Genomic DNA, 26,591 nt, shown 5'->3' with positions numbered 1-26,591 from the left:
CGATCGACAGGACCAAGGGGCTAATTTAATTAGAGCTACTAGAGCTGCAAATGGGCGGGCAAAAAAGCCGCAATTTCTGAGGCCGGTACAAAGTATTTGGCGATATCACGCGTTTCCATCTTTCTGGTATCAGGTCGATAATGCGGTTGCGAAATTTTCCGGCTCATTATGCCGAGCAGGCATTTCCGTTTCACATCGAACACCCCTGACCCGGAATTGCCGGTGCGAGCCACGTCGGCAATTACTGTGCTGAATCGGTTGCGGGTTCGAGCCGGCAGCCGATCGGGCGAGAGGATGTGGGAGCGCACGGCAGATCCCGGCACAATGGTCACGACCTCTTGCCCCGGCTTGGGCGGTTCGGCGCAGATTGAGTTTCGCCGAAGCCGCAATCGCACCGGAAGAAGCTCTTCATCAACCGATAGCAGCGTTAGATCGGTTCCCTCGAAACTGCCTTCCTTAACAACACGAGTCGGATATTCGGAGCCGGCAATGGCGATCTTGGGTCGCGTCAGCCACGCCCGGCCTGCGACATGCGCCGCCGTGATGAACAGGCCTTTTCCGAGATAAATGCCCGCTCCCGGCCCCCAGCTCTGCATCGGCGTCTGATGAACACTTACCGCATATGGCAGCAGCGTATCGTCAGCACCTTGCGCACATGCTGGCTGCGACAGGACTGCCAGCAGGACGCCATAGAACAATGGTGCGCACAGCAAGGTGAATCGAACGAACGGCAAAAATCACCTGTCAAGTTTGCACGCCGCGATCTTCAGCTCGCGCCGGTAAAGAACCTGAGCTCCTGAGGCGGAATGGCGGCAAGCAGATCGCGGATAAATTGGTCCTGTAATTTGTATGATACGTCTTTCGGCAGACCGATCGTGGAGACCCTGATCAGGGCACCATCGGGAATGATCCCACGCAGGCCATACTTCAACCGGCTCAGTTGGTGATCGAGGACGCCGTTGGCGATGTCGTTGCCGACCCGCAGCCAGTAAGTGACCGGTTCGAGGCGCGACTCCCTTGCCGCAACCAATCGAGTCATCTTGATGGGTTGCGCGCCATTGCGATAGCTAATTGCGGCATCCGCTTTTTCCGAAATCCGGAAGCCATTGGCGGTGTAACAAATCTCCGGACGGTGGGACTTCAGCCGATAGTTCTGCACCGGACCGTACGCGACCATCAGCATGACGATGTTGCCATGCCCGTCCGTATAGCCCCGACCAACTTCCTGGCTGTAGATCTTTCCAGCGAGCGGGTCCGGTTGAACGTACGCGTCTGGATCTGCTGGCCGGACCGGACTAATTTCGGGGACCAGCTTCCAGGTTCCAAATTGGCGCGGAATCACGGTTTCGAGGCTAGGGGAGGCGGACGTACGGGCCATCAGTTGACGAGGCGCCAGTACGGTCGCAAGCACGGCGCACCCCACGATTGCGGTACATGCCAGTATAATCTGAATACGAGGGTATTTCATTGAGCCCACACACAATTGGAGTTAAACAATTGAGAGTTAATTGGATCAGCCGTTTCGGATGAGGATATACTCCAACCCGCCGATTTACAGTCAAAAGAAAGAGATAATCAGCTCTCTTAACGAAATTAACATAAACAGCGGAAATTGCAGCCAAAAAGCGCTATAGGCTCGACCGGGAGCAGCGGGCTCGCTAGTCATAGCAGGATCAGGCTCGGCCGGCCCGCTGCATTTGTTCTCGGCCTATTTGGATGCACGGAGTTTCTGGATGAAGGCTATGTCCATCAAGATCGCCCGGCTAGCCGTTTTGCTCGCCTGCGGTGCGGTCGCCTTGGCCGGTTGCGGCAAGCAAAGCGATCAGCCCGCCGCTTCCAAAGGACAGGTGGTTGCGCGTGTCGGCGAGGAAGTGGTGACCATCCAGGATCTCGAGAACGAGCTTCGCTGGGCGAACGTGCCGCCGGACAAGCAGAAGGAGCCCGAGACCGTTAAGGGCATCCTGGGCCAACTGGTCGTGCGCAAATATCTGTTCCGCCAGGCCATGGCGGCGAAGCTCGACCGCGAACCGGGCGTGTTGCTGGACCTCTTGAGATCACGCGAACAGATTCTCGAGAATGCGTATCTGCAGCGGACAGCGGCGGCCAAGGCGCCGGGCAAGACAGATATCGACAGGTACATCGCCAACAACCCGGCGAAATTCGCCGGCAGAAAACTGCTCAGCGTCGAACAAATCGCATTTCCAATAGGGCCATCTACCCAATCCTTCGTGGAAGCAAACAAGAACGCCAAATCGCTCGACGAAATCGACGAGAAGCTCACCGCAGCCGGCATTCCCCACGGTCGACAAATGGGCGCGCTGAACAGCGGCGATTTGCCGCCGGAGTTTTACGGATTGGTCGAGGCCAAGAAGGCGGACGACGTGTTCTTTGTTCGCTCAGGCCAGAACGGCGTGTTCTTCAAGGTCAAAGGGCAGGAGCCGCGCCCGCTCGAAGGCGAGCCTGCGGCCAATCTGGCGCGGCAACTGATGCGCGCAGACGCGGTCAAGGCCGAACTAGGAATTGCGGCCTACTCTGCGAACCTCGAGGCGAAATATGAAGGTGAATACGCAAAGATCATGCAGCCGGGAGATGGCAAGAAGAACTGAGCACAGGACGTCACTTCGCCGCCATAAGATGTTCCCCGAGGTGATATTAAATGACTACGTTTTTTGATGTGTTGACTGTTACCTGTTTCGTCGCGCTGGTGATCGCGTTCTTCCAGTTCACCGAGCGCGACAATCGAACGTTGCTGCACTTCATGCTCGCGGGCATCGTATTCGCCGTCGCCAACCAGGTCGGGAACGCCGGTTCGTTCTATCTCGCCCTGGTCTTGATTTTGGCTGGCGCTGGTTACGCGGTTTTGATAGCCCGGAGATGAATGGTTGTTCCATTTAATGCTATCAGTAGACTAGTTTTTGGAACCTGTTGGTATTTGAGATGACATACTCGCAAGTGATACCATCCGCGAAGGCAGGTTTTCTCGGCCCTTTTTTGTGGCCGGCGCTGCTCGGCGCCTCGGTGATCGCAGCTTATGCCCAGACCGTTCTCAGTTTGATTGATGGGCCTTGGCAGACGGAGCAGGAGGGCCACGGTCCGCTTATCATCGCGGCCTCGCTCTGGCTGGTTTGGCAATCGCGTGAGAAGTTGAGGGCCGTTGAAATTTCTCCGGCTCCCATCATGGGCTGGCTTGCCCTGCTCGGTGGCCTGGTCATTCTCTATCTCGCCCGGATCCAACAGGGCCTGGTCACTTTCGAAACCTTTTCGTTGATCCCCGTCATCGTGGGCTGTGTCTTGATTTCGGCCGGGTGGCCGGCGTTGCGGGCGCTCGCGTTTCCGATCGGCTTCTTGATCTTCGCCGTGCCGATGCCCGACTGGCTGGTCGATGCCGCCACCGTTCCGCTTAAGGTCTTTATCTCGAACGTCGTGACCAACGTGCTTTATGCGACGGGCTTTCCGGTTGCCCAGAACGGCGTCATGATCATGATCGGGACCTATCAGCTCCTGGTGAAGGACGCCTGTTCCGGAATGAATTCGATTTTTGCGCTGTCTGCGATCGGCGTTTTTTACGCCTATGCGTTTCGCTGGCAGCAGAAAATCCGAAGCCTGTTCCTTCTCGCCGCTATCATACCGATTACCATCATTGCAAATTTCTTTCGCGTTTTCGCGTTGGTCATGATCGCCTATTATCTGGGACCTGACATGCTCGACGGAATTCTGCACGATCTTACCGGCATCGGCCTTTTCGTCATCGCGGTTATTCTCTTGTTCCTGTTCGATGTCTTTCTGGGCCTCTGTTTTGCGCTGGTGCGCCGTCTCCGCGGCCGCGCCGCATTGGCGACGTCCGCCTAGCTTCGAGTTTTTCGCTGCGGCCCGTGAGACCACCCGTTGAGAAGCTTTGCTCTTGCGCGGGCCTTCTGCGAGGTGGCTCGTTTGCCGTGAGCTTGCTAAGCTCGTTCTATTCAAGACCGGTTCTTGACGAAGGTTGCCGTGAGCCGAACGTATGCCATACCCGACCTTCACGGCCGGCTCGATCTTCTGGATCGCGCAATCGACGCGATTGCGCGGCATGCCGAGGGGATGGCTGCCACGATCATAACCCTGGGCGACTATGTCGACCGCGGGCCGCAGAGCAGACAAGTCGTCGAGCGTCTCATGAGCTGGCGACCGGATAAAGCGAAGGTCGTCAATCTGAAGGGCAACCACGAAGCCATGATGTGTGCGGTCTGTGAAAACAGGGCCGAGCTCGACTGGTGGATCAGGAATGGGGGAGGTGAGACGCTTGCCTCTTATGGCCAAGCCCCAATGCTCCCGGATTTTCGAGCAATCCCGGCCGACCACCTGGACTGGATCGTCAATCTTCCGCTAATGCATGTTGATCAGCTCAGAGTATTCGTTCACGCCGCGGTCGATCCGAAAGCTCCGCTCGGCCAGCAGAACGAGGAAACGTTGCTCTGGAAGCGTTATCCCAGCGGTGCCGACGTCGGGCATGGCCATCGGCACGTCGTACATGGTCACCATGCTGATCCGCTCGCGCCGATTGCGGGCCACCACAAGACCAATCTGGACGGACTGGCCTGGAAAACAGGGCGGTTGGTCATCGGGGTGTTCGAGGATGACCGGCCCGGCGGCGCCTCCGAATACCTGGAAGTGTTTGGTCGGGAAATGTAGGCCGTCCACCCAGCGGCAAGTCGCATATTCCCACTCCCGACACCTAGCGGACGACCGGATAAGGTCGTTGAATGTTGAATAAATTCCGAGCGGCATTCGCCGCTCCAATCCCAATTAAGGTTTAATTTCTTTTCGGTAAGCGCCTGTTTCCGCTAATATCTAAAAACGAATCAGTGCTGCGTTCGTTTTCACACAAAAATTTCGGGAATTTTGATGTTCACGAAGATGAACTCGGCTGCCCTCGGGGCAGCGCTGATGTTGCTTGCAGGCACGGTCAACGCAGACGCCGGCTTGGTCACTTACTCTGACTTTTCTTCGTGGAATGGCGCAACGGCCAGCTACACCACGATCACCATTCCCAATCCGTCGTCGGTCAGCGGATTCGATAGCTTTCCGGGGAACAGCGTCAGCTATGGTGGCGTGACGTTCTCGTCAGATCTGACCAAGTATAGTGGTGGCTTCTTCAACATTGGCCCGCTCTATAGCGGCCTCCCCGCTGCACTCGCGGCGCAGCAACTTGGTTTTGATCTGGTCAACATCCTGATCAACCTTGCGGGGCCGGCGACTTCATTCGCCTTCGACTTCGGTACATTTGACGGCTACGATGTAACCTTCCTTCTTTCCAACGGAAATACCGTCATCAAGACCAGCACGGCTAACGGCTTGGCGACGAGTAACTTCTTCGGTGTCACGGATACGACTCCCTTCACAACCGTCCTGGTGACGTCGGGGACCGAAAGCCTCTCACTGAACAATATCAGATTTGGTGTAGCCGTGTCGGCAATTCCTGAGGCCTCGACTTGGACCATGCTGATCCTCGGCTTTGCCGGATTGGGGCTCGCTGGCTACCGGCGCGCGCGCCGGAGCGCCGCAATTGCTGCGGGCTAGTGTTTTTAGCTGACCCTTTAGCTCGATTCTGCGGCTGAGTGGTTTGGAGGTTGGGAAGGCGGAGATCGCCCGCGAGGCGGTCTTTGCTCTCCCCTAGTAGCATCGGCGACCAGCCGAAAGTACATTGCTTCAGAAGCAGCGGCGTCCCTGACTGTCATGGAGCACGTAATCCGTTCCGGGCGACGGATAGTGAAGTTGCCCGCACGCGCCGGAATTAACTGGAGCGCCCAAAATATCAAGCTTTCTGTCCAGCGCGTTTGGCGAAGCGGTCTGGTCGCTACTTCCCCGCCCGTAATACTGACCGCTGTACTGTCCGCTAAATTGCCCGCCATATTGGCCGCCGTACTGTCCGCCATATCGGCCGCTATACTGCATGTTGACCTGGCCGATGGCTGGCTGCATCGAGCCGATCACCGTTAGAGCCGTCAACAGAGTAAACTGTATCCTCATCTCACTTCCCGGAAGCATGAGGAATGGGATAACCGGCGCCGCCGACGACTGCCGGACCAATAGCCGTCTAGGCTTCAATCAGCTTGATGAGCTTAGCTGCTTCCTTGTCGATATCATGGCGTTGCAAGACCCTTTGACGGGCGCTTTCTCCCATTTGCGTGATCGCTTCCGGCGCCGCGTTGAGACAATCCTCCATTGCCGCGACCAAACTCTCAAGATCGCCGGCAGGAACCAGCCAGCCGTGCTCGCCGTGCTGGATCAATTCCGGGATGCCGGCGACGAACGTACTTATGGCCGGCCTTCGCAACGCCATGGCCTCCATGATGACGACCGGCAGGCCCTCGGCGAAGCTCGGCAACACCAGCGCCCGGGCTGCGAGAATTTCGGCCCGGACATCGTCACTACTGATCCAGCCTGTTATGCGCACGATACTCGTCAGCTTGTACTTTGCGATCAGCGACTCGATCTCGCCGCGCATCTCGCCGTCGCCGGCGAGCACCAGTTCGAACTTTGTCCCGCGCTCCGCCAGTAGCCGCGCAGCCTCGATCAGGAGCAACTGCCCCTTCTGTTCGCAGATCCGGCCCACGCAAACCAATCGTCGCTCATTGCCCGCCGCCGTCGTGACATTGGCGTCATAGAAAGCAGGTTCAAGCCCGCAATGAACCACCTTTATCTTGTGCCAATAAGAATGGGGGACATTGCGAAAGAGCTGGCTCCGTCCGAATGAACTGACTGCGACGACAAAGCGCGCTCGCCGGATTTTCTCAGGCAGCGCGATGAACTTCGGCTTATCGAATTCTTCGGGGCCGTGGGCGGTAAAGCTCCAGCGTGGTCCTCCCAGCTCGCCGACAAGCATCGCGACTTCGGCAGAATTGGTTCCGAAGTGGACGTGCAGGTGTTGCGCCTTTTCGCTGCGCAACCATAGGGCGACCTGACACGCTTCGAACAGATAAATCAGATGAACGGGGAGGGGACGCTCCGCCCGCAGACCGACCTTCAACGTCACGGCGATCGCGCGAAACAGGCCGACAGGGTTGGTCGCCAGAATGCGCAGGAATGCAACCAGCAGCGGCGCGGCGCCGCCGCGCAGGACGTAACGCGTACGCGCCTGCTCAAGTTGATCTTCGGAGCCGCGCTGCGCATCGGCCCAGCCCCGGATCGATATTCGCAGCACTTCGTGGCCCAAGCGTTCGAGCGCCAGTATTTCGCGCCGAATGAAACTGTGGCTGATCGCCGGATAATGGTTAACCAGATAGGCGATCTTCATAAAGCTCTGCCTGACTTATTCGAAAGTAGGGCCGATAAAATACGGGTCCCGCGTCCTATTTATCTATCTGGTAAATATAGTAGTAATTGAGAGCGGAAGAGGATATTTATATCTGGCTTCATACTCACTTTTTTGCCTGACAACGTTAAATCAAACGTTTCGAGATCGGTATTTGTGAAATGTTGATCTTGGCCGCTCTGGCTGGATTGCTCAGCGTTCCCGTCGCTGTCCTGCTAGTTGAAGTCATTGCAGCTCTTAAGGCGCCGAAGCTGGAGCCTTTCGAAGCCGAGGAATTAAATACTGAAAAGCGCGTTGCGGTAATCGTTCCTGCGCACAATGAGAGCGTTGGACTAGTTCCAACGCTGCAAGACGTCAAGCCGCAGCTTGGCGCCGGAGATCGACTGATCGTTGTCGCCGATAACTGCACCGATGACACAGCGGAGATTGCCGCCGCATCAGGCGCCGAGGTCATTATTCGCAACGATCCCGAGAGAATTGGCAAGGGGTTCGCGATGGGATGGGGCATCACGCACCTCAGCCAGGACCCGCCCGATTTTGTTCTCTTCGTCGATGCTGATTGCAGAATCCAGGCCGACTTGGTCGAGGGGCTCAAGCGAGCCTGCCATCAGGTTCAGCGGCCGGTACAAGCGCTGTTCATGATGCGAAGCGCTGAGAACTCACCCATCAATCATAGCTTCGCAGAGTTCGCCTGGGTTCTCAGAAACTGGGTTCGTCCTCTTGGATTAAGAAACCTTCGTGGTCCCGTTCAATTGATGGGGACAGGAATGATGTTTCCGTGGAATGCGATCAGCTCCGTTCCGTTGGCAAGCGGCCATCTGGTGGAGGATCTGAAGCTGGGGCTCGATCTCGCGGAAGCGGGCAAAGCTCCTTATTTCTTTCCGTTCGTGCGGGTTACCAGCACGTTTCCGACCAGCGCCAAGGGGACCGAGAGCCAGCGTCAGCGCTGGGTCCAGGGGCATCTCGGCACAATCGGGAAATTCGTTCCACGACTTTTCACCGTGGGTTTAATGCGCGGCGACATCAATGTCCTCGTGCTGACGCTTGATCTTTTGGTGCCGCCGCTCTCTCTCCTTGCGCTGTTGATGGTCGTGACGATGGTTATGACATCGTCCGTTACGCTGCTTGGAGGGTCGTGGCTGCCCACCCTGATCGCAGGCGGCAATCTTCTTGGATTTATCTTATGCGTTGTTTTGGCTTGGTTTAAATTTGGACGCCAGGTTTTTCCTGCGCACGAATTATTATCGTTCGGTTCTTTTGCATTGAAAAAAATAGGTTTTTACGGCCGGATGTTGATCGGCGGTACAGCGTCTCAATGGATACGGACCGACCGATCAACCCCCACCTAACGTGACGCAGATTTTTCCCGCGGCGTCCCCCGAATGGGTCACGCAAACGGGTCACGCAACCGTTATCGAACTCCAATAAGAGCGCACCAGACAAAGATTAGTCCGGTGTACCAGCCGCATCACCGATTTTGGCTGGCACATGGTTTGCTTAAGTTTCTCAGGCGGGGGGAGGGGGCCTCATGAAAGCGCGTAGCCGTACCAGTCTGCCGAAACCAAAGAAGCCGAAGAAGCCTTCGAAAAAGCTCCCACCCGTCAGCATTACGGAGCGCTATCTGGAATTACGACGCCTGCGCGAGCGCTTGTCTGAGGCCGAAGCTTTGAGAAGTTCACAGTGAAGAAGTTGCGTCATGGACTGGCTCCGCCGCTCTATTTTACGGCAATCGGGGTCGCCATGGTTGGCTGGCTGTGGGCAATCTTTGCCAGCGTGGAATGGCTTTTAGGGGCCTAGCTAGCCGGCCTTATGCCGCATCCGCGTGCTGCCCCCCGATGCCGGCCCATCGCAGCCTGCAGATGCCGTCTCGTCTCGAGGGCCGTCCCGTTTCCGCTCATTTCTGCCGCCGATAGCCCGCTGTTGCATTCGTGCCGCTGCGAAGGAGAATCGGCCGAGCGCAACATGTGTTCGTATCCCCAGCTCCCTTTGTACGCTATCAATCGGGTGCAAGAGTCGCTCGCGTAGAGTTGGAAAACCGTCGGCGAATCCGGCGGCAGGCTTGCGAATCGCCTCGTAGTCGGGATTCTGGCTCAGACAGCGTTGAGTTCGAGAAGCGGCTTGGGTTGTTGCGGCACCGTTCGTTCGGCGTGAGCGCCGTGGTGATGCTGGATGGAGCAGGGGACTGGCCATGCCGGATAGACTGACTAGCGCGCTGCTTGCTGCGCTAAATGAATCGACCGAAATTGAGCAGAGCGATTGGCTGCAGCTCGAAAGGGCCTTGCGCGGTCAATCAGACAGGGTTGATGGCGAGGCGTTCAGCGAACTGAAATCGGGCTCAGAAAACCGATTCGCTGCCACCGTATGCTCGGGGATGGCCAAGGTCCGAGCCAGTTTCTGAGCTTCCGCGTTCCCGAACTCCAGCCCTTTGCGCGAAGATCGGGTTCGCGACCGGTCGTATTGGAGATCTCAGCACCCGGATTCCACATCTTGAAAAAAGGCCGCGGCTCAGCTTTTTTGTTATAGATGGCCGTCCGCGTCTGTGTGCCAGAAAGCCATGTGGAAAGCCTTTATCCTCTCGGCTCCCGTAGTGCTGAGCGCAGCGGCGTACGCACAGGAGAGCGGTCGCATCAGGCGGCCGCCGCCCTCTGCCGCCGACGCCGCGCGGATCGCCTCGGATATGGCCATGAACGACACCCTGCTTCAGAAGGGAGACATAGTCGTCACTGACCGCGGCTTTCTTGTTTTTCGCGGGACGGCACCCGATGGCGTGACCAACGAGTTCGCCAGGGTGCCCGATCCGGCCCTGCCGGCAAATCAGCTTGGCAATCTCAGCGCAAGGCACCGGGCCGACGGTCGGCGCGCGAACTAGCCCTGTCGCCGCGAATCGGCTTCCACCCGGTCGGAAACCAATTAATGGTGGAAGTTTATTGAAAGTCCTTTGATCGTTCATTTTCCAACTTTTTCTCCCGCTGTGATGTTTTGCTGCGAAGCCTCTGGCCACACTACGCTGCGCCGCGTTAACCGTTTCAGGCAGCACTTGAAAGGTGGCCGAGATGGCGATCGTGCAGTCGCGGAGCTCATCCTCGTTCCGGTTTTCGGGTGGACCGGATGAAAGCGCCGCGGGCAGTCGCCTCCGCGGGCAAGTGAAAATCGCGCGGTAGAAAGGCTTCTGCTTGCCAACGACCACGGTCTTTGAGCGCATCCGATTGCGGAGGACGTGGCTGGCGCGGAGTTCGTCGCAACAACCTCTCGACCATTAGGGTTAAATGCGTTCGTGCGTTGCACCGACCGGCAAGTTTCTGAATTTGTTGGATCCGAGTGGCGGCCCGGGGGCCGGCACTCGATTGATGCATTTTCGATCGTTCATTGTTTCCAGTTATCGAAGTCTCTGATTGATGGATTTAGGATGGATATTGAGACGAGCGTCGCCTTGAAGGACAGGCAAACATTCAAGCTGATTTGCGAACAATGCGGCAGCCTGACCGTTGCGTTGCCGATCGAGACTCGGCCGGACCCATGTTCGATTCTGAAATGCGGGCGGTGTGGCTCTCCGCGCGGAACGCTTCAGTCGCTGCGCGACACTTCAATCAGGGCGGGCATTCGGCATCCGGTGTAGCGAAAATGGGCGCGGGCTTTGACCTGCTCAACGAGGAGCTCGGGGCTTGTCGGTGCGTGATTGCCGATATGAATGTCGGCTGGTGACGGCATAGCCGCCGAGGCCGCCCCGGTTGCCGCACGAAGGCCGATGATCCCAGAAAATGCGGGTGAGAGGCCCTAGTCAGCATCCGGTCGAGCGGGTAGGCTCCGAGCTCCGGTTTGTTTGTCTGCAAGAATCTTCGGCATTTTCGGAGCAGCAGCCAATTAATTCGCGAGGGGGAGACGAGACATGCGAACGATCTGTGCGTCCGTGCTGGCGGCCGGCTTTTTGATTGCTACCAATGCCAGTGCAGCGCCGCTTCTGAGCCATATTCAGCCCGCTCCGGATTCGCTGATCACGGCCGCGAAGGTGATCTGTGACGAGGCGGGCAATTGCTACCAACCGCATCGGCGCCGCCCGGTCGCCCGGTGGGTTTATGGCGACAAGAATTTCTATGGCCCGTACGCTGGACCGGGTTACTACGGTAATCCGCGGTATCGCTATAACTGGTAGCCCTGGTACTGATATCGCCGGCTGCACAACGTCGCTGGGCGGGGCCTGAACATCATCATCCTCTCCCTCTCGACCGGCTGCAGATCGCTAAATAGGTGGAGCATAGTGCTGCAGATTCGAATTTGTTCATCATCGCTGTGGGGCGCCCAGTAAGACCTTAGAACTTCGCTTGCCCTGAACTTTGCTTCGCCAATATCATGCGATCGCTCGAACGCCGGCATCTGCAACGAAATTAATGCCAGCGGCTTTAAACCGTTTTCAAATGGCGTGGGGCCCTCGGATCAGGCTGCAGCTATCTTCACAGCCGAATTCTATGGAACCCGAATTAAGCATCTTTCATCCTATAAACCTTATCAAATCGCTGCTATAAGGCTGCATAACACGAACGACAAGTTCGTCACTTACTGCCCATGTTGTCAGGTTGCAATCACTGGTTTTAAAAGATTATGACGTTGTTCAATATGGCTATTAAAACGAACAATGCCGCCCCGCGGCCTTCGGAGTCTCGGGGCATCGGGTGGGGCGACAAGTCGGATTTGGCTGGCATCTCTGAAGGCGAGCGCCATGACCAGTTCGATGGTATCAATTGGTCAAAAGCGGCACCAAGCTGGGCTTCAATGTTTACCGGGCTCGTTTTGCCGCTGCTTGGCCTCGCTCTGCTGGTTGGTTCCGTCGATCTTGCATTGAGTTGGTTGGTTGAAAGATGGGCCGGCCCTTCGAGCATGTCGCCGTTGCTGCTCGCTGTGATCATGTTTCCGCCGGCGCTGATAATCGCTTTCGGCTGCTGCAAGCTTTTCCTCTATTTCAAAGATACGATGAGAACGGCTGCTCGATCCGGCAAACGTGAAGGCGCGGTCTGAGCGAGTCGATCACCTGCGGCCTCTGTTGACGAACTTGACGTCCGCGCGAATTTTGCTGCGAGGATAAGCCCTCCTGCGCCTCCCTTGATATCTGCCTCCTGTGCGGCGATGATTTCCGTGTGAAGTCCGTCCCGGCAGCTCCGGCTGGGCTTTGAGAAGGGGCCCGCATGAGCGCTGAAATCAAACCCTATCGTATCTCGATCGGCGACGACGTCCTCGACGATCTCAAATCGCGGCTGCTCAACACGCGCTGGCCCGAAGCCGAACTGGTCGACGACTGGAGCCAGGGCGCGCCGCTGAAATGGATCAATGATATCTGCGGCTACTGGGCTGAAGAATACGATTGGCGTGGGCGCGAGGCGCGGCTCAATCGCTTTGCGCAGTTCACCACCGAAATCGACGGGCTGGACATTCATTTCCTGCACGTCCGTTCGCCGCATCCGGACGCGATGCCGCTGATCATCACGCATGGCTGGCCGGGCTCGGTGGTCGAGTTTCACAAGGTGATCGAGCCTTTAACCGATCCGACCGCGCACGGCGGCAACGCCGCCGACGCGTTTCACGTCGTTTGCCCGTCGCTGCCGGGCTTCGGATTTTCAGAGAAGCCGAAGACAACCGGCTGGGGCATCGACCGTATTGCATCGGGCTGGGCGGTGCTGATGGATCGTCTCGGATATGCGCGGTATGGCGCTCAGGGCGGTGATTGGGGATCGGCAATCACCACCGCGCTCGGCGCGCAAGACCCGGAACATTGCGCCGGCATCCACATCACGCTTGCAATGTCGATCCGCCCCAATGTGGAAGGCGAGCCGACGCCTGAGGAAGCGCGCGCATTGAAGGGCATCCAGCATTATACCGACTGGGATTCCGGCTATTCCAAGCAGCAATCAACCCGGCCGCAAACGCTGGCGTATGGTCTGACTGACTCGCCGAGCGGGCAGGCCGCGTGGATCCTGGAAAAGTTCTGGGCGTGGACCGACTGCGACGGACACCCCGAGAACATCCTCGGCCGCGACGAGTTGCTCGACAATCTCATGCTCTATTGGGTGACAGCCACCGCCGCTTCATCGGCGCGCCTGTACTGGGAAAGCTTTGGACCGAAGCGCCGCACCGCTCACAAGGTAATAGTGCCGACCGGCGTTGCCGTGTTCCCCAAAGAGATTGTCACGCCGGTCCGAAAGTGGATGGAAGCGAGCTACACGAATATTCAGCACTGGAACGAAATGCCGAGGGGCGGTCACTTCGCGGCTTTCGAGCAGCCGGAGCTGTTCGTGCGGGAGGTGCGGGACTTTTTCCGGAAATTGCGAAAGGCATAGGCGTCATCAGGCACGTGCAGTGCGCTGAACGTTTCGAGCGCGCCTTCAGAGATACCAGGCCAAGACGGCCTTGAGCAGGGCATTTTCGATCACGGGAAGAACGACGATCTGGTTCATTCCCGCTGCGCGTGCCGTCTGCGCTGCAATGGAGTCATCGACCTTCAGATGCTCGTTGATGGCGGGCATGCCTGTCGCCCAGGCGCCGCCGATACTGCCTTCACCCTTGCGTATCGTCTTTGATGCGTAAAGCGAGGCCAGATCGGCATCTCTGCTACAATCGCCGGCCTGAAACACCAGTTCCGTTCGCGACGGATCCGGCACCCAGATCTCAAAACGTCTGGCGATCGGCGTTGCCTGCGCGGACAGGAAGGTCATGACCCAGGTCTGATCCGGCGTCGTCGTGTAGGGAATGCCGACGCCGCAATTGATTCCGATTTCGCTGGCTTCCTCCCAACGGAGGAAACTCCTGGCATTGTGCAGGTCCTTGATAATGAGCGGCATGCCGGCCTTCCAGGCACGGCCGGGCAGGCCGAACCCGCGCGGGAATTTTGTATGCCGTGAATTGAACTCGAACATGTCGGCGGTGCCGTAATAGCCGTCGACCAATCCCATTTCGTGGGACTTCTCGGGATCATTGTGCCAGAGTTCGATCGCGCCGACGTGCTTTTCGTCGTCGCCGCAAAACAGCGCCATCACGGCCATCAGGAATTCGCCGGCAAAGACCGGCAGCGCCACGCCGCAGGTCAATCCGGCTTCGATCGCCTCGTCCGTGCGCTTGAAGTAGGAATTTGCGAATTCCGTGAGGATCACGGGATGGCCAGAGGCCCAAGCCTTGCCGGGCAGCCCTTCGTCATAGGCAAACAGCGCGTTCTCGCTGATAGCCTTGAACTCCGAATATTCGTCGCTGCAAAGACAGCCACCGAATTCCAGGCGGGTGCGGGTTCGGTCGGGCACCCACAATTCAACGACGCGAATGAATGTCTTCATCGGCACGCACCTGTCGCTACGCCTGACGTGAGCATCGGCGATTTAGCGACGATATGTGCGATCAAATTACAGGCAGGCGCCGCCCAAAGATCGTGCGGAGTGTCGGTCTCTCGCGGCGTGATCACCGCGGACCCTGGGCCTCCTGGGCACCGATGTTTTGGCGCAATGCTCGTTCACGGCCTCCCATAAATCTTTCGGTGACATAGGTTGCAGCCACCACGACAATTATGCCGCAGACGAGGTCGATGAAGTAGTGCGCGCCCTGTATCGGCGTTGCGGCAATCATGAACCAGGTTCAGCAGGATTGCGCCGCGCCGCAATAATCTGATCGGATAAAATCCCCATATGAACAAAATGCCCCATGCCGTGTGAAAGCTTCATCATGACCAAGGTGCTGCGCAAGGCGACCAAGCATTTGCGGCCCAACCCGTTTGCAGCTCGCTCTCGATGCGAACAGCCGGGCTGCGTTGCGGCCGGGGCTGGGGAGAACCGGGTGTTGGCAGCATTTGGACAACAGCAGGCTTTTTTAGTCAGACATCAAGCCGCCAAGGTGGTCGTCGACGGGCTTGTTCCGAAAGTGCCCCTTCATCCTCTATTGGCCTCGGCAATACCGCGGTCGATATGACCCAATCTTCTCATTGGGCCGATCTCATACCTGCTTTTGCCGGCGCCTCATCTCGGCGGCAATCATCGACTCATCCTGGCGCAACAAAAACCGCCGGGCGCTGGCAAGCGCCTCATTCCAAGCGACCAGGGCTTGATCTTTTTGACCATCCAGCCAGTGCGCCACGCCGGTCCACAGCCCGTATTGCGCCGCTCCCAAAGGGAACACGCGGTGATAGCGATAGAGTTCATTGAGCGCCTGGCGCTCCCAGTATGGCCATTGATCGTATTCGCGCGAGAGTCCAGCTTCGCGACCGCGCAAAAGCACCTCGGCTACGCCACAGATCCCAACCAGCGTGCTATGAGAAGTCGGTCGGCGTTGCTCTCGCAGCAGCCGTAGGGTCTCAGTCGCGGCCTCAACGCTTTCGACGTGAAGGCCAACACGAGCGAGAGCCAGCGCAAGCGCTCCCCTCGCGGAGATCTGCGCCGCAAGATCAACAGATCCTAGCATCGCCGACGTGATCAATCGAAGGATGTCCACTGCCTCGCGAGGACGATCTGTATGAAGCACGCATAGCGCCTTGCATCGAAGAGCCCAGATCTCTTGCTGAATGTTCCCCGCGTTCTGCGCGCGTGACAGCAGCGCGAGCGCCGTCTGCTCCAGGGCGCTTAGGTCGCCGCGGTAGTAGAGCGACCAGAAACGCATACCTTGTGCATTACACCAACCAAGCTGGTCTCCAGCCTTCGCAGACAATTCCTGGGATTTATTCAGAAGATGATCGACCATCAACCAATCACAGCGCCCGATGCGCCAGAGTGCGTCTAGAATACATACGTGAGAATGAACTGCAGGATCAGCTAAGGCGATCGCGACCCGCTCCGCCCTCGCAATGAAATAATCGCAGGCGCCCTGCCAGCCTAAGAAAGAAAGACCGCATCCCAACTGGGACGATGCGACCGCCAGCTCGACTGAAGACCCAATGCGTTCCGCATGCACTACGGCCGCAATGAGATTGCACATACCGCGGGAGTAGCGCAGTTCGAAATAGTCGACTGTCGCCGCTTGGTTGAAACAACGAGCCAGTTCTCTTTCCCAGGCCCGCAGGTCCGTTCGCTTCCACTTCGCGGATGGAGGAAAAACTTGCTGCAGCGCTAACCGCAATCCACGTCCAATGAGACGAATTATAGTTGTCGTCGGTGAATCGGGAACCGGTTGCCCCGCCACGTTGAGCGCACGTCTCACGGCAACGCCCTGAGCGTGAATGTCTCCGCGCCCGTAATGCGCCTCCGCGAGCTGTCTGCGCCAGCGCACCGCTTTGAGCCTTTGCTCGGCTGACCTAGGTTGCTGGCGCGCCTCATGACTAAAGCAGATCCCTAAAAACGATTCGACCTCTCGAAATGCTCCGACTTCGAGGGCACGGACGGTAGCTAGATCAGCGTATTTGACAGCTTTTTCAATATTTCCGGCAGCCTCAAAGTGCTGAACGAGAGCTGCGGTTTCCAATGTTGCGGTTGCTGATTGATTCGACTCGATCCAGTCAGCCAATCGCCCATGAAGGCGCTGCCGAGCGTCGACCGAGATTAAGCTATACACGACGTCCCTAATCTGGTCGTGACGAAACTCGTATTCTCCTGGGCCAGCTCCACGTCTCACGAGATGCATGGCCAGTAATGCTTCGATAGCATTTGCGATCGCATCGTCATGCAACTCCTCACCAAGCAATATTTGAAGCGCGGTGATGCTGAACGAACGCCCAACTACCGCGGCGGCCTTCAGAGTGGTAAATGGCGCGATATCCAGGAGATCGACGCGCTCGCGGATGACTCGTTCCACGCCTTCGAAGTAACGAAGATCGTCGAGCGGGCGGATCGGGCGCCAGAAACCGTCACGCACTGCGACAAGACCCTCGCTCTTTAGAGCTATTGAAATCTCCTCAGCGAAGAATGGATTGCCTCCGGCCAAAGCTGAAATACGGGCAGCAAGTTCTTGATGCGGCGGCGCGCCGCGCAGAGTGCGAGCGACTATTTCGCGGATGGATGCTTCGCCAAGTTCTTCAAGGTCGAGGATCTGGCAAAACCGGGCAGGATCGTCAGCCTCCCGTCTGGAGGCATTCAGTCGAGCTGCCTCGGCACGCCGTCGTAGGCTTTTCAGTTCCTCCGGAATCTCTTCAAGGCGCACGCACACAATCAATAGTAATGATGAATGGGATCCAAGAATCCATTCGATGAGTCGCCACGACGCAGAATCGAGCCACTGGCTATCTTCGAGTACTAGCACAAGAGGGCGCGGCGCCAGGACATCTACCAAGTCGCCGAGAAGACGCATTGTAGCGTCACCACGGTGCGGCCCCTCCAGATGTCGCGTACCTTCGTTTTCAGGAATCGCAATGCCTAACACGCCGCCAAGCAGCGGCAGTCGCTTGACCACGTCTGAGATCCCTTGGACACGGGCTCTAACCGCTTCAAGCACGGTGAATCCATTGCAGTCAGGAGGTAAACCAAGGAGGGACGCAAGCACTCGCCGCCAGGGCAAGAAAGATGTTCGACGATCCTCGCGTTCGGCTCGCGCGATCGAGACTGATGTCCCGATCACTTGCAGCTCGTCCGTGAAAGCCGTGACCAGTGCGGTTTTCCCAATGCCCGGCTCGCCCAGAACAGCGAGCAAGCGCGTACCTCCATTGCATGTTTCTTCGAATGTCCGCTTCAAAACCGCTAGTTCACTTTCCCGGCCAATTAGCGTGGAAGGGCCGGCTACAATGGGTCGGGGTTCCAATGGACGAAAAGCGGCGGCCATATCCCCGAGCCCGTCGAGCTGCAACGTGCCTTGTTGCTCGAAGTCAAAAGTTGTTCGATTGGCTCGTTCTGTTGGTGCATCGCAAATAATGCCCGCAGCTAATGCGGTCATTAGCCGCGCTGCCCGATTCACGGGGGCGCCGTGGACCATCAGTTGACGTCGGCGCTCGCTTCCGACAACGCAGAAAAGTGCGTGGCCAGTTGCTACGCCAATAGATGCGGAGAGTTCCAGCCCCCTGATAGTCTGATCCATCGCGCGAGCGGTATCGATGGCGCGAAAAGGATCGTCGCGATGGAAATTTCCGCGCGAACCAAATACGCCGCTAAAAATTAGACCCTTCTCGTCATAGTACAATTCGCCCGGCGGCCCACCTCGTGCCCGCAAGCTCTCTTGGAGCGACACGCAGAGAGCTTGTAGACGTGAGAGTGGGATCGGAGTGCGAGGATCTAGGCCAGTAATTCGCGCGAAGACGGCTGAAACCGGCCTTATCTCGTTGATCGCACCAAGCAGGTCAATTTCGAAACCTTCGAGGCCAATTGAGAGTTCACGCGACCCAGCCTTGGAAACTTGCCCGAGTATCACCTCACGGAGTTGCAGGGGCAGGAAAGAGGCTAGCCAATCCAAGGGAGGAAGCGGCGGAGGGAGTTCGGGGGGCTTCTCCAGCACGTTGCCAGAACTGGGCACCTTGGGATGCGCCAATGCTTGTGCCACGGCGTCGGATAGTATGTACTCGCGAGGACCAGCAAGGGCTTGCGATGTTGCAGCTTGAATAAGGGCATCGCCACCCGCGACAAGATTCCAGACGGGCTGGCCTCCAAGAACCGCAGCCCAGAGTCTCCCGACGCCGACGCCGACATGCAGGGCGGGGGCGGTTTCACTGGTCGCAGCGTCTTCAATGTGATCACTGCAGATCGCCTCGGCGCAGTTGACTGCGGCGCGAACAGCTTTTCCGAGATCGTCACCGTCGGCCGCCCAATAGGCAACCAATGAGTCTCCCTCAAAATAGAGTACTTCACCGCCCCGATCGCAAATTTGATCTGCGCACCGTCCGTAAGAGAGGCCCAGCAGTCTCGAAATTTTTTCTAGTCCTCCTTGCCCGCGTCGAGCAAGCTGTTCAACCAAGGCCGTATACCTGGACACGTCAACAAATAGGACGGCAGCGGCGAACTCAACGGCCGCGGGTCGGTCACCGCCAGCGCCGTGGATTCTACCGAGCAGCTTTAGTGGCAAGAAGCTCTCAAGTAGATCGGTCTCATTCATCGCTTCTCACCTCATCGCAGAAGCAGAAAGTGCCAGGCTGTGGTAACTGCACCGATTGCTCGTGCCCTCGGAATGAGGGGTGGCCGCGTGAGAGAGTAGCCGCCAACAGCCTTACGATATCATCGACATTCGCTTGAGTTCGTAAATTGATTGGATCCGGGCTCACCAACATTAGCGCCCGGCTAATGCCTACGGTAGAGCCTTCGGAGGTCAAATTTCGTGGGTGTCCTGAAATATCTCGGGCTCGATTGCGCTGGGCGTAGAATGGCTTACCCGCTTTTGCGAACTCTTCGGGAAGTCGTGGGTGGCTCAATGGAAATCAGGAGGTGGTTACTGCAAAAGTCGACAAGATCAGCTAGAGTGACCCTCTGCAACTGGATCGTGCGGCACCCTCGAAGAAGCGTTTGCCGAATCGTGAGAGACAAAGCGGTCCCCCTGACCTATGAACATACCGGCGCTAGTCGGATCGAATTCGCTTACTTGTTGCTTCTCCGGTTTGTGGGCCGAGGAGGAAGAATATGTCGGGAGGCTTGGGGCTACTAGACACCTACTCGAAAACGGCCTGGATCTCGCAGGGTTTTGAGCGTCTCATCGATCGAGTGCGCAAGGCGCCCACCGCGATCCATTTCGACATACTCATCATCGGCAGCGGTTATGGCGGCGCGATCGCCGCGGCCACATTTGCTGGCCGCCAGTCTGGCGGAGCAGCGGTCGCCGTCGGTGTGCTTGAGCGCGGCAAGGAATACCTACCGGGCTCATTTCCGACCGGCCTGGGCGAACTGCCTGGGCACATCCGCCAGAACAATAACAAGGAAGGTCTCTTCGATATCAGGCTCGGAGAGGAGGTCACTACGGTCGTTGCAAACGGCGTCGGCGGAGGCTCGCTGATCAACGCAGGGGTTATGCAAGTGCCCACGCCGAGCGTATTTCAGACCGGCTGGCCGAGCTCTCTTGAGGATCTATCGATCTGGGAATCGCATTTCGATCGGGCGCGCGATCTTCTCGGGGCAAGTATCAACGGCCTTCGCAACACCATCGTCGATCATATTGACGGCGTACCGCAAAAATTCCAGGCGTTCAGGGCTATCGCGCCCACCGGCACGTTTCACCCGGCGGCGATCACGATAGCAATGAAGGATTCGACAAGCTCGGGCAACGTCAATCTTAACAAGTGCGTGCGTTGCGGCGATTGCGCTACCGGGTGCAACTTCGGAGCCAAGAACTCGCTAGATATCAATTTGCTTGTGCGAGCACAGCAGTCCGGGGCCGAAATCTTCAGCGGAGCGACCGTTCTTAGTATTGAAAAGAACGGCAGCACCGGTTGGATCGTCAATAGTGTCCATACCAACGCCGCGCTGCGCAAGCGCGGCGGAGAGGTGCTGAAGATACGCGCGCGGAAGGTCGTGCTGGCTGCGGGGACTCTCGGCTCAACGGAGATCTTACTGCGTTCGCGCGATCTTGGACTGCCAATATCCGAGGCCCTCGGCAAGCGCTGCTCGACGAACGGTGATATGCTGATCGCGGACTACGCGACCGCTGCTGCGGTGCATACAGTAGCGGACGAAACCGTGAAGCCTTCAAATCGCGCGATCGGTCCTACGATCACCGGTGTTGTCGACCTTCGCGCCACCGACGGCGTCGTGATCGAGGAAATGTCTGTCCCGGCAGGGCTGCGCATAGCGTTTACCGAGGTCTTCGCCACAGTCAATGCGTTGCACGGACTTGCTGAGGCAGATTCGTCGCAACACGTTCGGGGTTTTCCGAGCAACGACCTCTATGTCGCGCCCGCCACCCGCGTGGAGCATTCCGCGCTTTATGCAGTCATGGGTGACGATGGTGCGGCCGGCAGTATCGAGCTCGATGACGATCCTGAGATCGCCCATCCCGACGGCATGGCACGGCTCCGTTGGGACAAGCTGCAAGACTTACCCGTGTTCGACGCGCAGGTAGAGACGCTTGCGGCTCTCACCGAAAACACAGGCGGGCGGGTCATTCCCAATCCTGTCTGGAAGCTGCTTCCGGCGGAACTCACCTGGTTGCTTAAAGATAAGCGTGGGCCTCTCACAACGGTGCATCCGCTTGGCGGTTGCTCTATGGCCGACACAGGCGCCACCGGTGTGGTCGACCACATCGGCCGCGTGTTCTCAACCAACGTCTCCGACGCGGTGCATGACGGGCTCGTTGTGCTCGACGGTTCGATCATTCCAACCGCCCTTGGAACGAATCCCGCGCTCACGATTTCGGCGGTTGCGCTGCGCGCGGCGGAAGCGCTCGCCATCGAGTGGGGTTACGCCGTCGGGCCTTCCCCCGCAGCCGGCGCGCCCCTCACTCGGCCCTCCTTCCGCTTGACCGATGTGGCCGCTCAGCCGCCGGCAACCGAAGTGGAAATCATAGAGCGGCTCGCTGGTCCCGTGAATTTCGCACCGAGCGGAGGGCCGGCAGCGACGCGCATCGTCGAATTGACGCTCCGATTCAGCTCGGCGGGGCTCGCGCAGCTCACGCCCAGCAATGGCGGTAATCCAACCTTGCAAGTCGCTACCGACACAGGCGATTTCAAGGTCCGAAGCAGCATCCGGATCTTTCCATTGGACAAGTGGGAGCGCCTTCAGAAGAGTTGGACTCCGCCGCGCTTGCTGGAACAGGAGCTGGACGCGATCGCGGACTTCAGCGCGCCGCTTACAGGCAGCCTGCGAATCTTCGAACGCCAGCACAGTTCCGCTTTTGGGCGAATTTGGCGCGCCGGGAAAGCGTGGCTACTGAACCGCGGCCTGCGCGACATCTATCAAGCGATCGTCGACGGCGACGGGGGCCCGGGGCTACTGTCGCGTATCAAGTCGGGGCTCGCCATCGCGAGCCGCTCTGGCGAGATACGGGCGTTCGCTTACGACCTCACCGTCGGTCCGCCGGACGCCGGCGCCAAGATTGCGCTCGACGGCAACCACATTGTCGGGACCAAGACCTTCACCTATGAGCGGCGTTGCAGCCCGTGGCGTCAACTCATGGAAGTGGCGCTCGAAACGTTCCCCGGCTCAAGCGGCACCGATAAAGGGGTGTTGAAGCTGGATGTCCGCTACTTGGCGCGGATCGGTGTTCCGCTGTTCCGAATAACGCAGCAGAGAAATGGCGTAAGTGCGCTTGGCGACCTCGTAACGTTCCTTGGTTACGTCGTGCGGCTGCTGCTCGGCCTGCATATCTGGAGCTTCCGCGCCCCGGATAAGGATACGGATCCGGCGAATGACGTATTGAATCTACTTCCGCCCACCACGCTTGCCCTTCCTGGCGGTGGCTCCGTCGCTGCGGAGATCCGCCAAATCCCGATTGCTGCGGAAGAGCCCGAAGGTGGGGATGGCGGGGTACTCGTTCCTGGCAAGGTGCGGCTCACGCGTTATCCCAATCCCGGTACCTCCAAGCGGCCTCTCGTGATGTTGCATGGCTACAGCGCAGGCGGCACAACGTTCGCGCATCACGCGGTGAATCCGAACTTCGCGAGCCATTTCTGGAAGACCGGGCGCGATGTTTGGATCGCCGATCTTCGGACCAGCTCCGGTCACCCGACGACGGCGAAGGAGGCGTGGAGCTTCGACCAGATCGGATCTGTGGACGTCCCGGCGGTGCTGAGAACCGTGGCAGCCGAGTCAATCGACGGCAAAGTTGACGTGATTGCGCATTGCATGGGCACAGTCGTCTTCAGCATCGCGATCCTCGGCGGCCACGTGGACAATAGTCTTGTTGACCGCGCGGCATTCACGCAGGTCGGGCCGCTCGTTGTGTTCTCGCCCGCAAATGTCTTTCGCGCTTACGCAATGCGCTATCTCATCGATTTCCTGCCAGACAGCTACAGCTTCAACCCCGAGAATCCGACGCTCGCCGATGACCTTTGGGACCGGCTGCTGTCGACGCTGCCGTACCCTGTCGAGGAGTTCGACGTGGAGAACCCGATCTGGCCTTGGAAACGAACGCCGTGGACGCGTACGCGACATCGCATGGACGCGCTGTACGGCCGCGACTTCAATGTGCGTAATATGGAACCGGAAATGCTGCGTTTTATTGACGAGCATTTTGGCACGCTAAGCCTGAAGACAGTGTCATCGACCGTGCATTTTGCGCGTTACGCGCTGATGACGAACTTTCGCGGATACAACAATCTCGTCTCACGGGAGAAATTCTTCACCCGCTGGACATTTCCGACACTCAGCGTGCACGGCGGCGATAACGGACTTTCGGATGTTTCGACTGTGGATCGCATACGGCAAATATTGAGCGATGCCGGCTGTGACTATGAGGCGTTTATCAATCCGGGTGCCGGTCACCAGGATGCGCTGGTCGGAACGACCAGATATGCCACGCTTACAAGGATCGAGGAGTTCCTGGATGCCGCTATCGCGCCGAGCCAGAACACACCCAATCAAGCGAAAGTGGCTTATCCACCGTGGATGGGCCCGATTATCACTGAGGAGCGACAGCGACCCGGCACATTGGCACTTGTGGTCCGCGTGGGGGCATTGCCCTCGCTCCGGGCGGCTGAGGCCGTGCTGATGCTGCGTATTACGTCGGTCGGCAATCAGATTTTACGACCGGATGACCCGGCAAAGAAATGGGACACCCAATACATCGTCGATCATATGGCGGTCTACACGGCGAACGAACTTGCGCAGGATCGTTGGGCCGCGTTCGAAGCGCCGCTGCCGATCTCGATGCCGAACCATGATCCTGCCCATCCGGGCAACGCGCTGCTCGTGCTGCTCGTCTATAGTGAATCTGAAATGTTGTTTATTCCCATGCTTGGTCACTTCTTCGCGCGCAATGAAAGGGTCTTTAGGTTGAATCCTGCCGGTCCTCCGGACGATCCGGCAGTCCCAGCGGAAGAATTTAAGTTTGAGCAATTCAAACGAATGGCCGAGGCAGCGGGGCGCGCGCTCGAGCCTTACAATGTGGAGCAGCGAGACGGCGCGCAGAGCACACCTCGGCGCCTTATCTATCGTGGAATGGAGCAGATCCCGAACTCCACACGCAACATCCCTATGCAGCCCGATATCTCAGACGGGACCACGACCTCGATGATGTTCGGGTATGAGGCAGACGGTGAGGCCGTGCTCGAGCGTATCGAGCAGGATCGAGACTTGACGGACGGAATCGTTCCGTACGATCCGCAACCGCCGACAATCCCATCGCCGAGCAGTACGAGCTTCACGCTCGCCTCCTGCCAGTACCCCGCCGGGTTCATTGATGAGCCTGTCGCCTATCGTTCTTACCACCGAATAGTCGAACGTCTTGAGGCGAACGCGGGAATCAAGCCGCGATTTTCCATATTCGTCGGCGACCAGGTGTATGTCGACCCCACCGCCGGGCTCTACGATCCGGCGGCTAAGGCCGATCGGTACCGCCTGCCTTACGAGGCGTGGCTGCGTCAGCGGAGCGTTCGCGGCGTGTTGCGCCGCATTCCATCGTTCATGCTGCTCGACGACCACGAGATCGACGACAATTGGGAGCCGATCGCGTCTCCCGACCAGAAACCGAATGACGACAAGAAAAAATATGGTGCTGAGGCGTTCAAGAAGTACCAGCGCGGAAGGAAGGGTGGGCTCGAGACGTTCGATTTTGACGGCTTCCATTTCTTTATGCTCGACACGCGCACCGAAAGGATGCATCGCAAGGTCGATGGCAACCTGGCGAACGCCACTCTGTTCGATACAGATCAGGCGGACCTTTCAAAAACGATGGGCAGACTGCAGAAATGGCTGCTGGATAAGCCGGCGCCGAAATTCGTTGTGTCGCCCGCGATGCTGTTGCCGCGTCATCGCCGAGCGGTACAACGCGACGCAAGTTTGGATCCCTCGAACCTCAGCGCACTGCATTCCGACGGCTGGGATGGATATCCGAATACGCTGCGCGACGTTCTGGCCTATATTGCTCAAGAAAAGATAAAGGGTGTGGTGTTTCTGTCGGGGGACGAGCATCGAGGTTGCGTAGCGACGGTCGAGCTCCGCGATACGTCCGACACTCTAATTACTAGAGTGCACTCCCTTCACACCGCCGCAGCCTACTCGCCATTTCCGTTCGCAAACAGCTTGGACGAGGACATCGTCGCGGACGAGACGATTGACATCGTGTCGAACTACGGAAATTACCGGTGCGTCGTAAATGCGACGCGGCCACCTCCGGGCGACGGCGTGACATTCTTGTCTGTACGCCAGGATGGCACAGCCTGGAAGCTCGATTATGAATTTGCCGATGGAACGGTGCAGACGCTCGTCCTCTGAAGGCTACGTACGTGGATCGCGACGCGATAGGACAACGTCCCAAGGTGCGGCCTGGTCAAAGAGGATAAACAGATTCAAGACGCCGGCCGCTTGCCGTACGTCTGGTGGCGGCTGCCCAGCGCCGTCGCGATCGATTCCGGATTCCGGATGCGTTCGATCAGCATGTCGATACGATCGCCGCCCCAGAACAATTCGCCGTTGAAGACCATGGTCGGCACGCCGAACACACCCAGCGCCTCCGCCTCATCGATGATGCGGTCGTGTTCTGTCCGTGCGGGGCCATGGACGTAAGCTTCGAATTCTTCTGACGACCCGCCGAGCGAGGCGATCACACCGGAAATATCGGAAAGCTTGTCGATTTCGAGATCATGACTCCAGAACCGACGGAATACCGTGTCATGATAGGGCCGGAACAGGCCGTGGCGTTGGGCGAACAGCATGCCGGCGCTGGCATAGAAGGCATTATAGATGCGGCGCGGACCCTTCATGATGAGGCCTTGCGCATTGGCGTAGCGGCGCGCGTCCATATAGGCGTAGCGTACCTTGCGCCAGAAATGCGGTGTGCGCTCTTCCACCGTGCCCATGAATTCCGGGATGCGCAGTGTGTAGGGCAGCCATTCGAGCTCGACGCCGTAAATCTCCTCGAGCTCGAACAGCCGCTTGTTGGCGACGAATGCGTAGGGGCTTTTGTAGTCGGTGTAGATGCGAACGCGCGGTCTTTCCATGGCGTTTCCCTGTTCCATCGGGATCAGTATCTCCGATCCGAATAGAGCATGGAACCATCGGCGCGGTTTTGACATTCCAAAACGAATGGGCCCCGGTGCATAAGAGCATCGCGGGGCCCTACATCTTCGTTATAGGCGAAGGATTTCTGGTAGACACCAGTATGTTCTCAGGATCCGGCATGCGCGTGGCCTTTGCGCTCCAGTCCTGCAGATAGCTTTGAATTGTTGAAGGCGCAATGAGGCTGGCAGCTGCTATGACCTCGACCGCGCCTGGACCTTGCGCTGAGCAAGGTCACCGGTCTGACCCGGTGGCGTCATGCTCCTCTCCAAGAGTTGGCCAACGGA

Annotated in this window: 21 protein-coding genes; 14 read left to right on the top strand and 7 right to left on the bottom strand. The window is 58.1% G+C overall.

Features of this window, described 5'->3' with window-relative positions:
• Positions 1-38: 38 nt before the first annotated feature.
• Together IVA95_RS37175 and epsI are read right to left on the bottom strand one after the other, a co-directional pair.
• On the bottom strand, positions 39-698 hold the full coding sequence (locus IVA95_RS37175; RefSeq protein ID WP_247515031.1) for a serine protease: 660 nt from the start codon (positions 696-698) through the stop codon (positions 39-41).
• A 68-nt stretch (positions 699-766) separates the two neighbouring features.
• Positions 767-1,468, bottom strand: coding sequence for an exosortase-associated protein EpsI, V-type (epsI, locus tag IVA95_RS37170; protein WP_256470375.1), 702 nt, complete (start codon positions 1,466-1,468; stop codon positions 767-769).
• Between the two features lie 265 nt (positions 1,469-1,733).
• Here epsI and IVA95_RS37165 point away from each other — a divergent pair, with 265 nt between their 5' ends.
• The 5 genes from IVA95_RS37165 to IVA95_RS37145 all read left to right on the top strand — a co-directional run bounded on the left by IVA95_RS37165 (position 1,734) and on the right by IVA95_RS37145 (position 5,556).
• Positions 1,734-2,606 carry a hypothetical protein gene (locus IVA95_RS37165; protein ID WP_247515029.1) on the top strand — a complete coding sequence of 291 codons (873 nt, stop codon included), beginning with the start codon at positions 1,734-1,736 and terminating at the stop codon, positions 2,604-2,606.
• A gap of 50 nt (positions 2,607-2,656) precedes the next feature.
• Positions 2,657-2,878 carry an XrtV sorting system accessory protein gene (locus tag IVA95_RS37160; protein ID WP_065754234.1) on the top strand — a complete coding sequence of 74 codons (222 nt, stop codon included), beginning with the start codon at positions 2,657-2,659 and terminating at the stop codon, positions 2,876-2,878.
• A 59-nt stretch (positions 2,879-2,937) separates the two neighbouring features.
• Positions 2,938-3,849, top strand: coding sequence for an exosortase V (gene xrtV, locus IVA95_RS37155; protein ID WP_247515028.1), 912 nt, complete (start codon positions 2,938-2,940; stop codon positions 3,847-3,849).
• Between the two features lie 123 nt (positions 3,850-3,972).
• A complete protein-coding gene (locus IVA95_RS37150; protein WP_247515027.1) occupies positions 3,973-4,668 on the top strand; it encodes a metallophosphoesterase in 696 nt (231 codons plus the stop codon).
• 213 nt (positions 4,669-4,881) lie between these two features.
• Positions 4,882-5,556 carry a PEP-CTERM sorting domain-containing protein gene (locus tag IVA95_RS37145; RefSeq protein WP_247515026.1) on the top strand — a complete coding sequence of 225 codons (675 nt, stop codon included), beginning with the start codon at positions 4,882-4,884 and terminating at the stop codon, positions 5,554-5,556.
• Between the two features lie 129 nt (positions 5,557-5,685).
• Here IVA95_RS37145 and IVA95_RS37140 read toward each other — a convergent pair whose 3' ends face one another.
• Complete coding sequence (locus tag IVA95_RS37140; protein WP_247515025.1) at positions 5,686-6,006, bottom strand: hypothetical protein; 321 nt, start codon at positions 6,004-6,006, stop codon at positions 5,686-5,688.
• A gap of 67 nt (positions 6,007-6,073) precedes the next feature.
• Complete coding sequence (locus IVA95_RS37135) at positions 6,074-7,012, bottom strand: glycosyltransferase (RefSeq protein ID WP_247515024.1); 939 nt, start codon at positions 7,010-7,012, stop codon at positions 6,074-6,076.
• Positions 7,013-7,452: 440 nt separating this feature from the next.
• Between IVA95_RS37135 and IVA95_RS37130 the strand changes: the two genes are divergently transcribed.
• From IVA95_RS37130 to IVA95_RS37100, 7 genes are all read left to right on the top strand, one after another.
• Positions 7,453-8,640, top strand: coding sequence for a glycosyltransferase (locus tag IVA95_RS37130; protein ID WP_247515023.1), 1,188 nt, complete (start codon positions 7,453-7,455; stop codon positions 8,638-8,640).
• A gap of 179 nt (positions 8,641-8,819) precedes the next feature.
• Positions 8,820-8,975: a hypothetical protein gene (locus IVA95_RS37125; RefSeq protein WP_247515022.1), complete on the top strand. Its 156-nt coding sequence runs from the start codon at positions 8,820-8,822 to the stop codon at positions 8,973-8,975.
• A 504-nt stretch (positions 8,976-9,479) separates the two neighbouring features.
• Positions 9,480-9,689, top strand: coding sequence for a hypothetical protein (locus IVA95_RS37120; protein WP_247515021.1), 210 nt, complete (start codon positions 9,480-9,482; stop codon positions 9,687-9,689).
• A 285-nt stretch (positions 9,690-9,974) separates the two neighbouring features.
• Positions 9,975-10,160 carry a hypothetical protein gene (locus tag IVA95_RS37115; RefSeq protein ID WP_247515020.1) on the top strand — a complete coding sequence of 62 codons (186 nt, stop codon included), beginning with the start codon at positions 9,975-9,977 and terminating at the stop codon, positions 10,158-10,160.
• Positions 10,161-11,177: 1,017 nt separating this feature from the next.
• Positions 11,178-11,441 carry a hypothetical protein gene (locus IVA95_RS37110; protein WP_247515019.1) on the top strand — a complete coding sequence of 88 codons (264 nt, stop codon included), beginning with the start codon at positions 11,178-11,180 and terminating at the stop codon, positions 11,439-11,441.
• Positions 11,442-11,887: 446 nt separating this feature from the next.
• Positions 11,888-12,301 (top strand): hypothetical protein, encoded by a 414-nt coding sequence (locus IVA95_RS37105; RefSeq protein WP_247515018.1) that lies wholly within the window; start codon positions 11,888-11,890, stop codon positions 12,299-12,301.
• Positions 12,302-12,468: 167 nt separating this feature from the next.
• A complete protein-coding gene (locus IVA95_RS37100; protein WP_247515017.1) occupies positions 12,469-13,617 on the top strand; it encodes an epoxide hydrolase family protein in 1,149 nt (382 codons plus the stop codon).
• 45 nt (positions 13,618-13,662) lie between these two features.
• Here IVA95_RS37100 and IVA95_RS37095 read toward each other — a convergent pair whose 3' ends face one another.
• Positions 13,663-14,604, bottom strand: a complete 942-nt coding sequence (locus IVA95_RS37095; protein WP_247515016.1) for a GAF domain-containing protein — start codon at positions 14,602-14,604, stop codon at positions 13,663-13,665.
• A gap of 382 nt (positions 14,605-14,986) precedes the next feature.
• On the opposite strand from IVA95_RS37095, the gene IVA95_RS37090 reads away from it, so the two are divergent.
• Entirely contained in the window at positions 14,987-15,229 is a 243-nt protein-coding gene (locus IVA95_RS37090) for a hypothetical protein (RefSeq protein ID WP_247515015.1), read from the top strand.
• A gap of 24 nt (positions 15,230-15,253) precedes the next feature.
• Here IVA95_RS37090 and IVA95_RS37085 read toward each other — a convergent pair whose 3' ends face one another.
• Positions 15,254-19,261: an AAA family ATPase gene (locus IVA95_RS37085; protein ID WP_247515014.1), complete on the bottom strand. Its 4,008-nt coding sequence runs from the start codon at positions 19,259-19,261 to the stop codon at positions 15,254-15,256.
• Positions 19,262-19,779: 518 nt separating this feature from the next.
• Between IVA95_RS37085 and IVA95_RS37080 the strand changes: the two genes are divergently transcribed.
• Positions 19,780-25,521 carry an alkaline phosphatase D family protein gene (locus IVA95_RS37080; protein WP_247515013.1) on the top strand — a complete coding sequence of 1,914 codons (5,742 nt, stop codon included), beginning with the start codon at positions 19,780-19,782 and terminating at the stop codon, positions 25,519-25,521.
• Between the two features lie 74 nt (positions 25,522-25,595).
• On the opposite strand, the gene IVA95_RS37075 is transcribed toward IVA95_RS37080, so the two are convergent.
• Positions 25,596-26,246, bottom strand: a complete 651-nt coding sequence (locus IVA95_RS37075; protein ID WP_247515012.1) for a DsbA family protein — start codon at positions 26,244-26,246, stop codon at positions 25,596-25,598.
• Between the last annotated feature and the right edge of the window lie 345 nt (positions 26,247-26,591).

The sequence above is a fragment of the Bradyrhizobium sp. 157 genome, from assembly GCF_023073815.1.
Taxonomy (GTDB): Bacteria; Pseudomonadota; Alphaproteobacteria; order Rhizobiales; family Xanthobacteraceae; genus Bradyrhizobium.
This window is presented reverse-complemented; position numbering and strand designations above follow the sequence as displayed.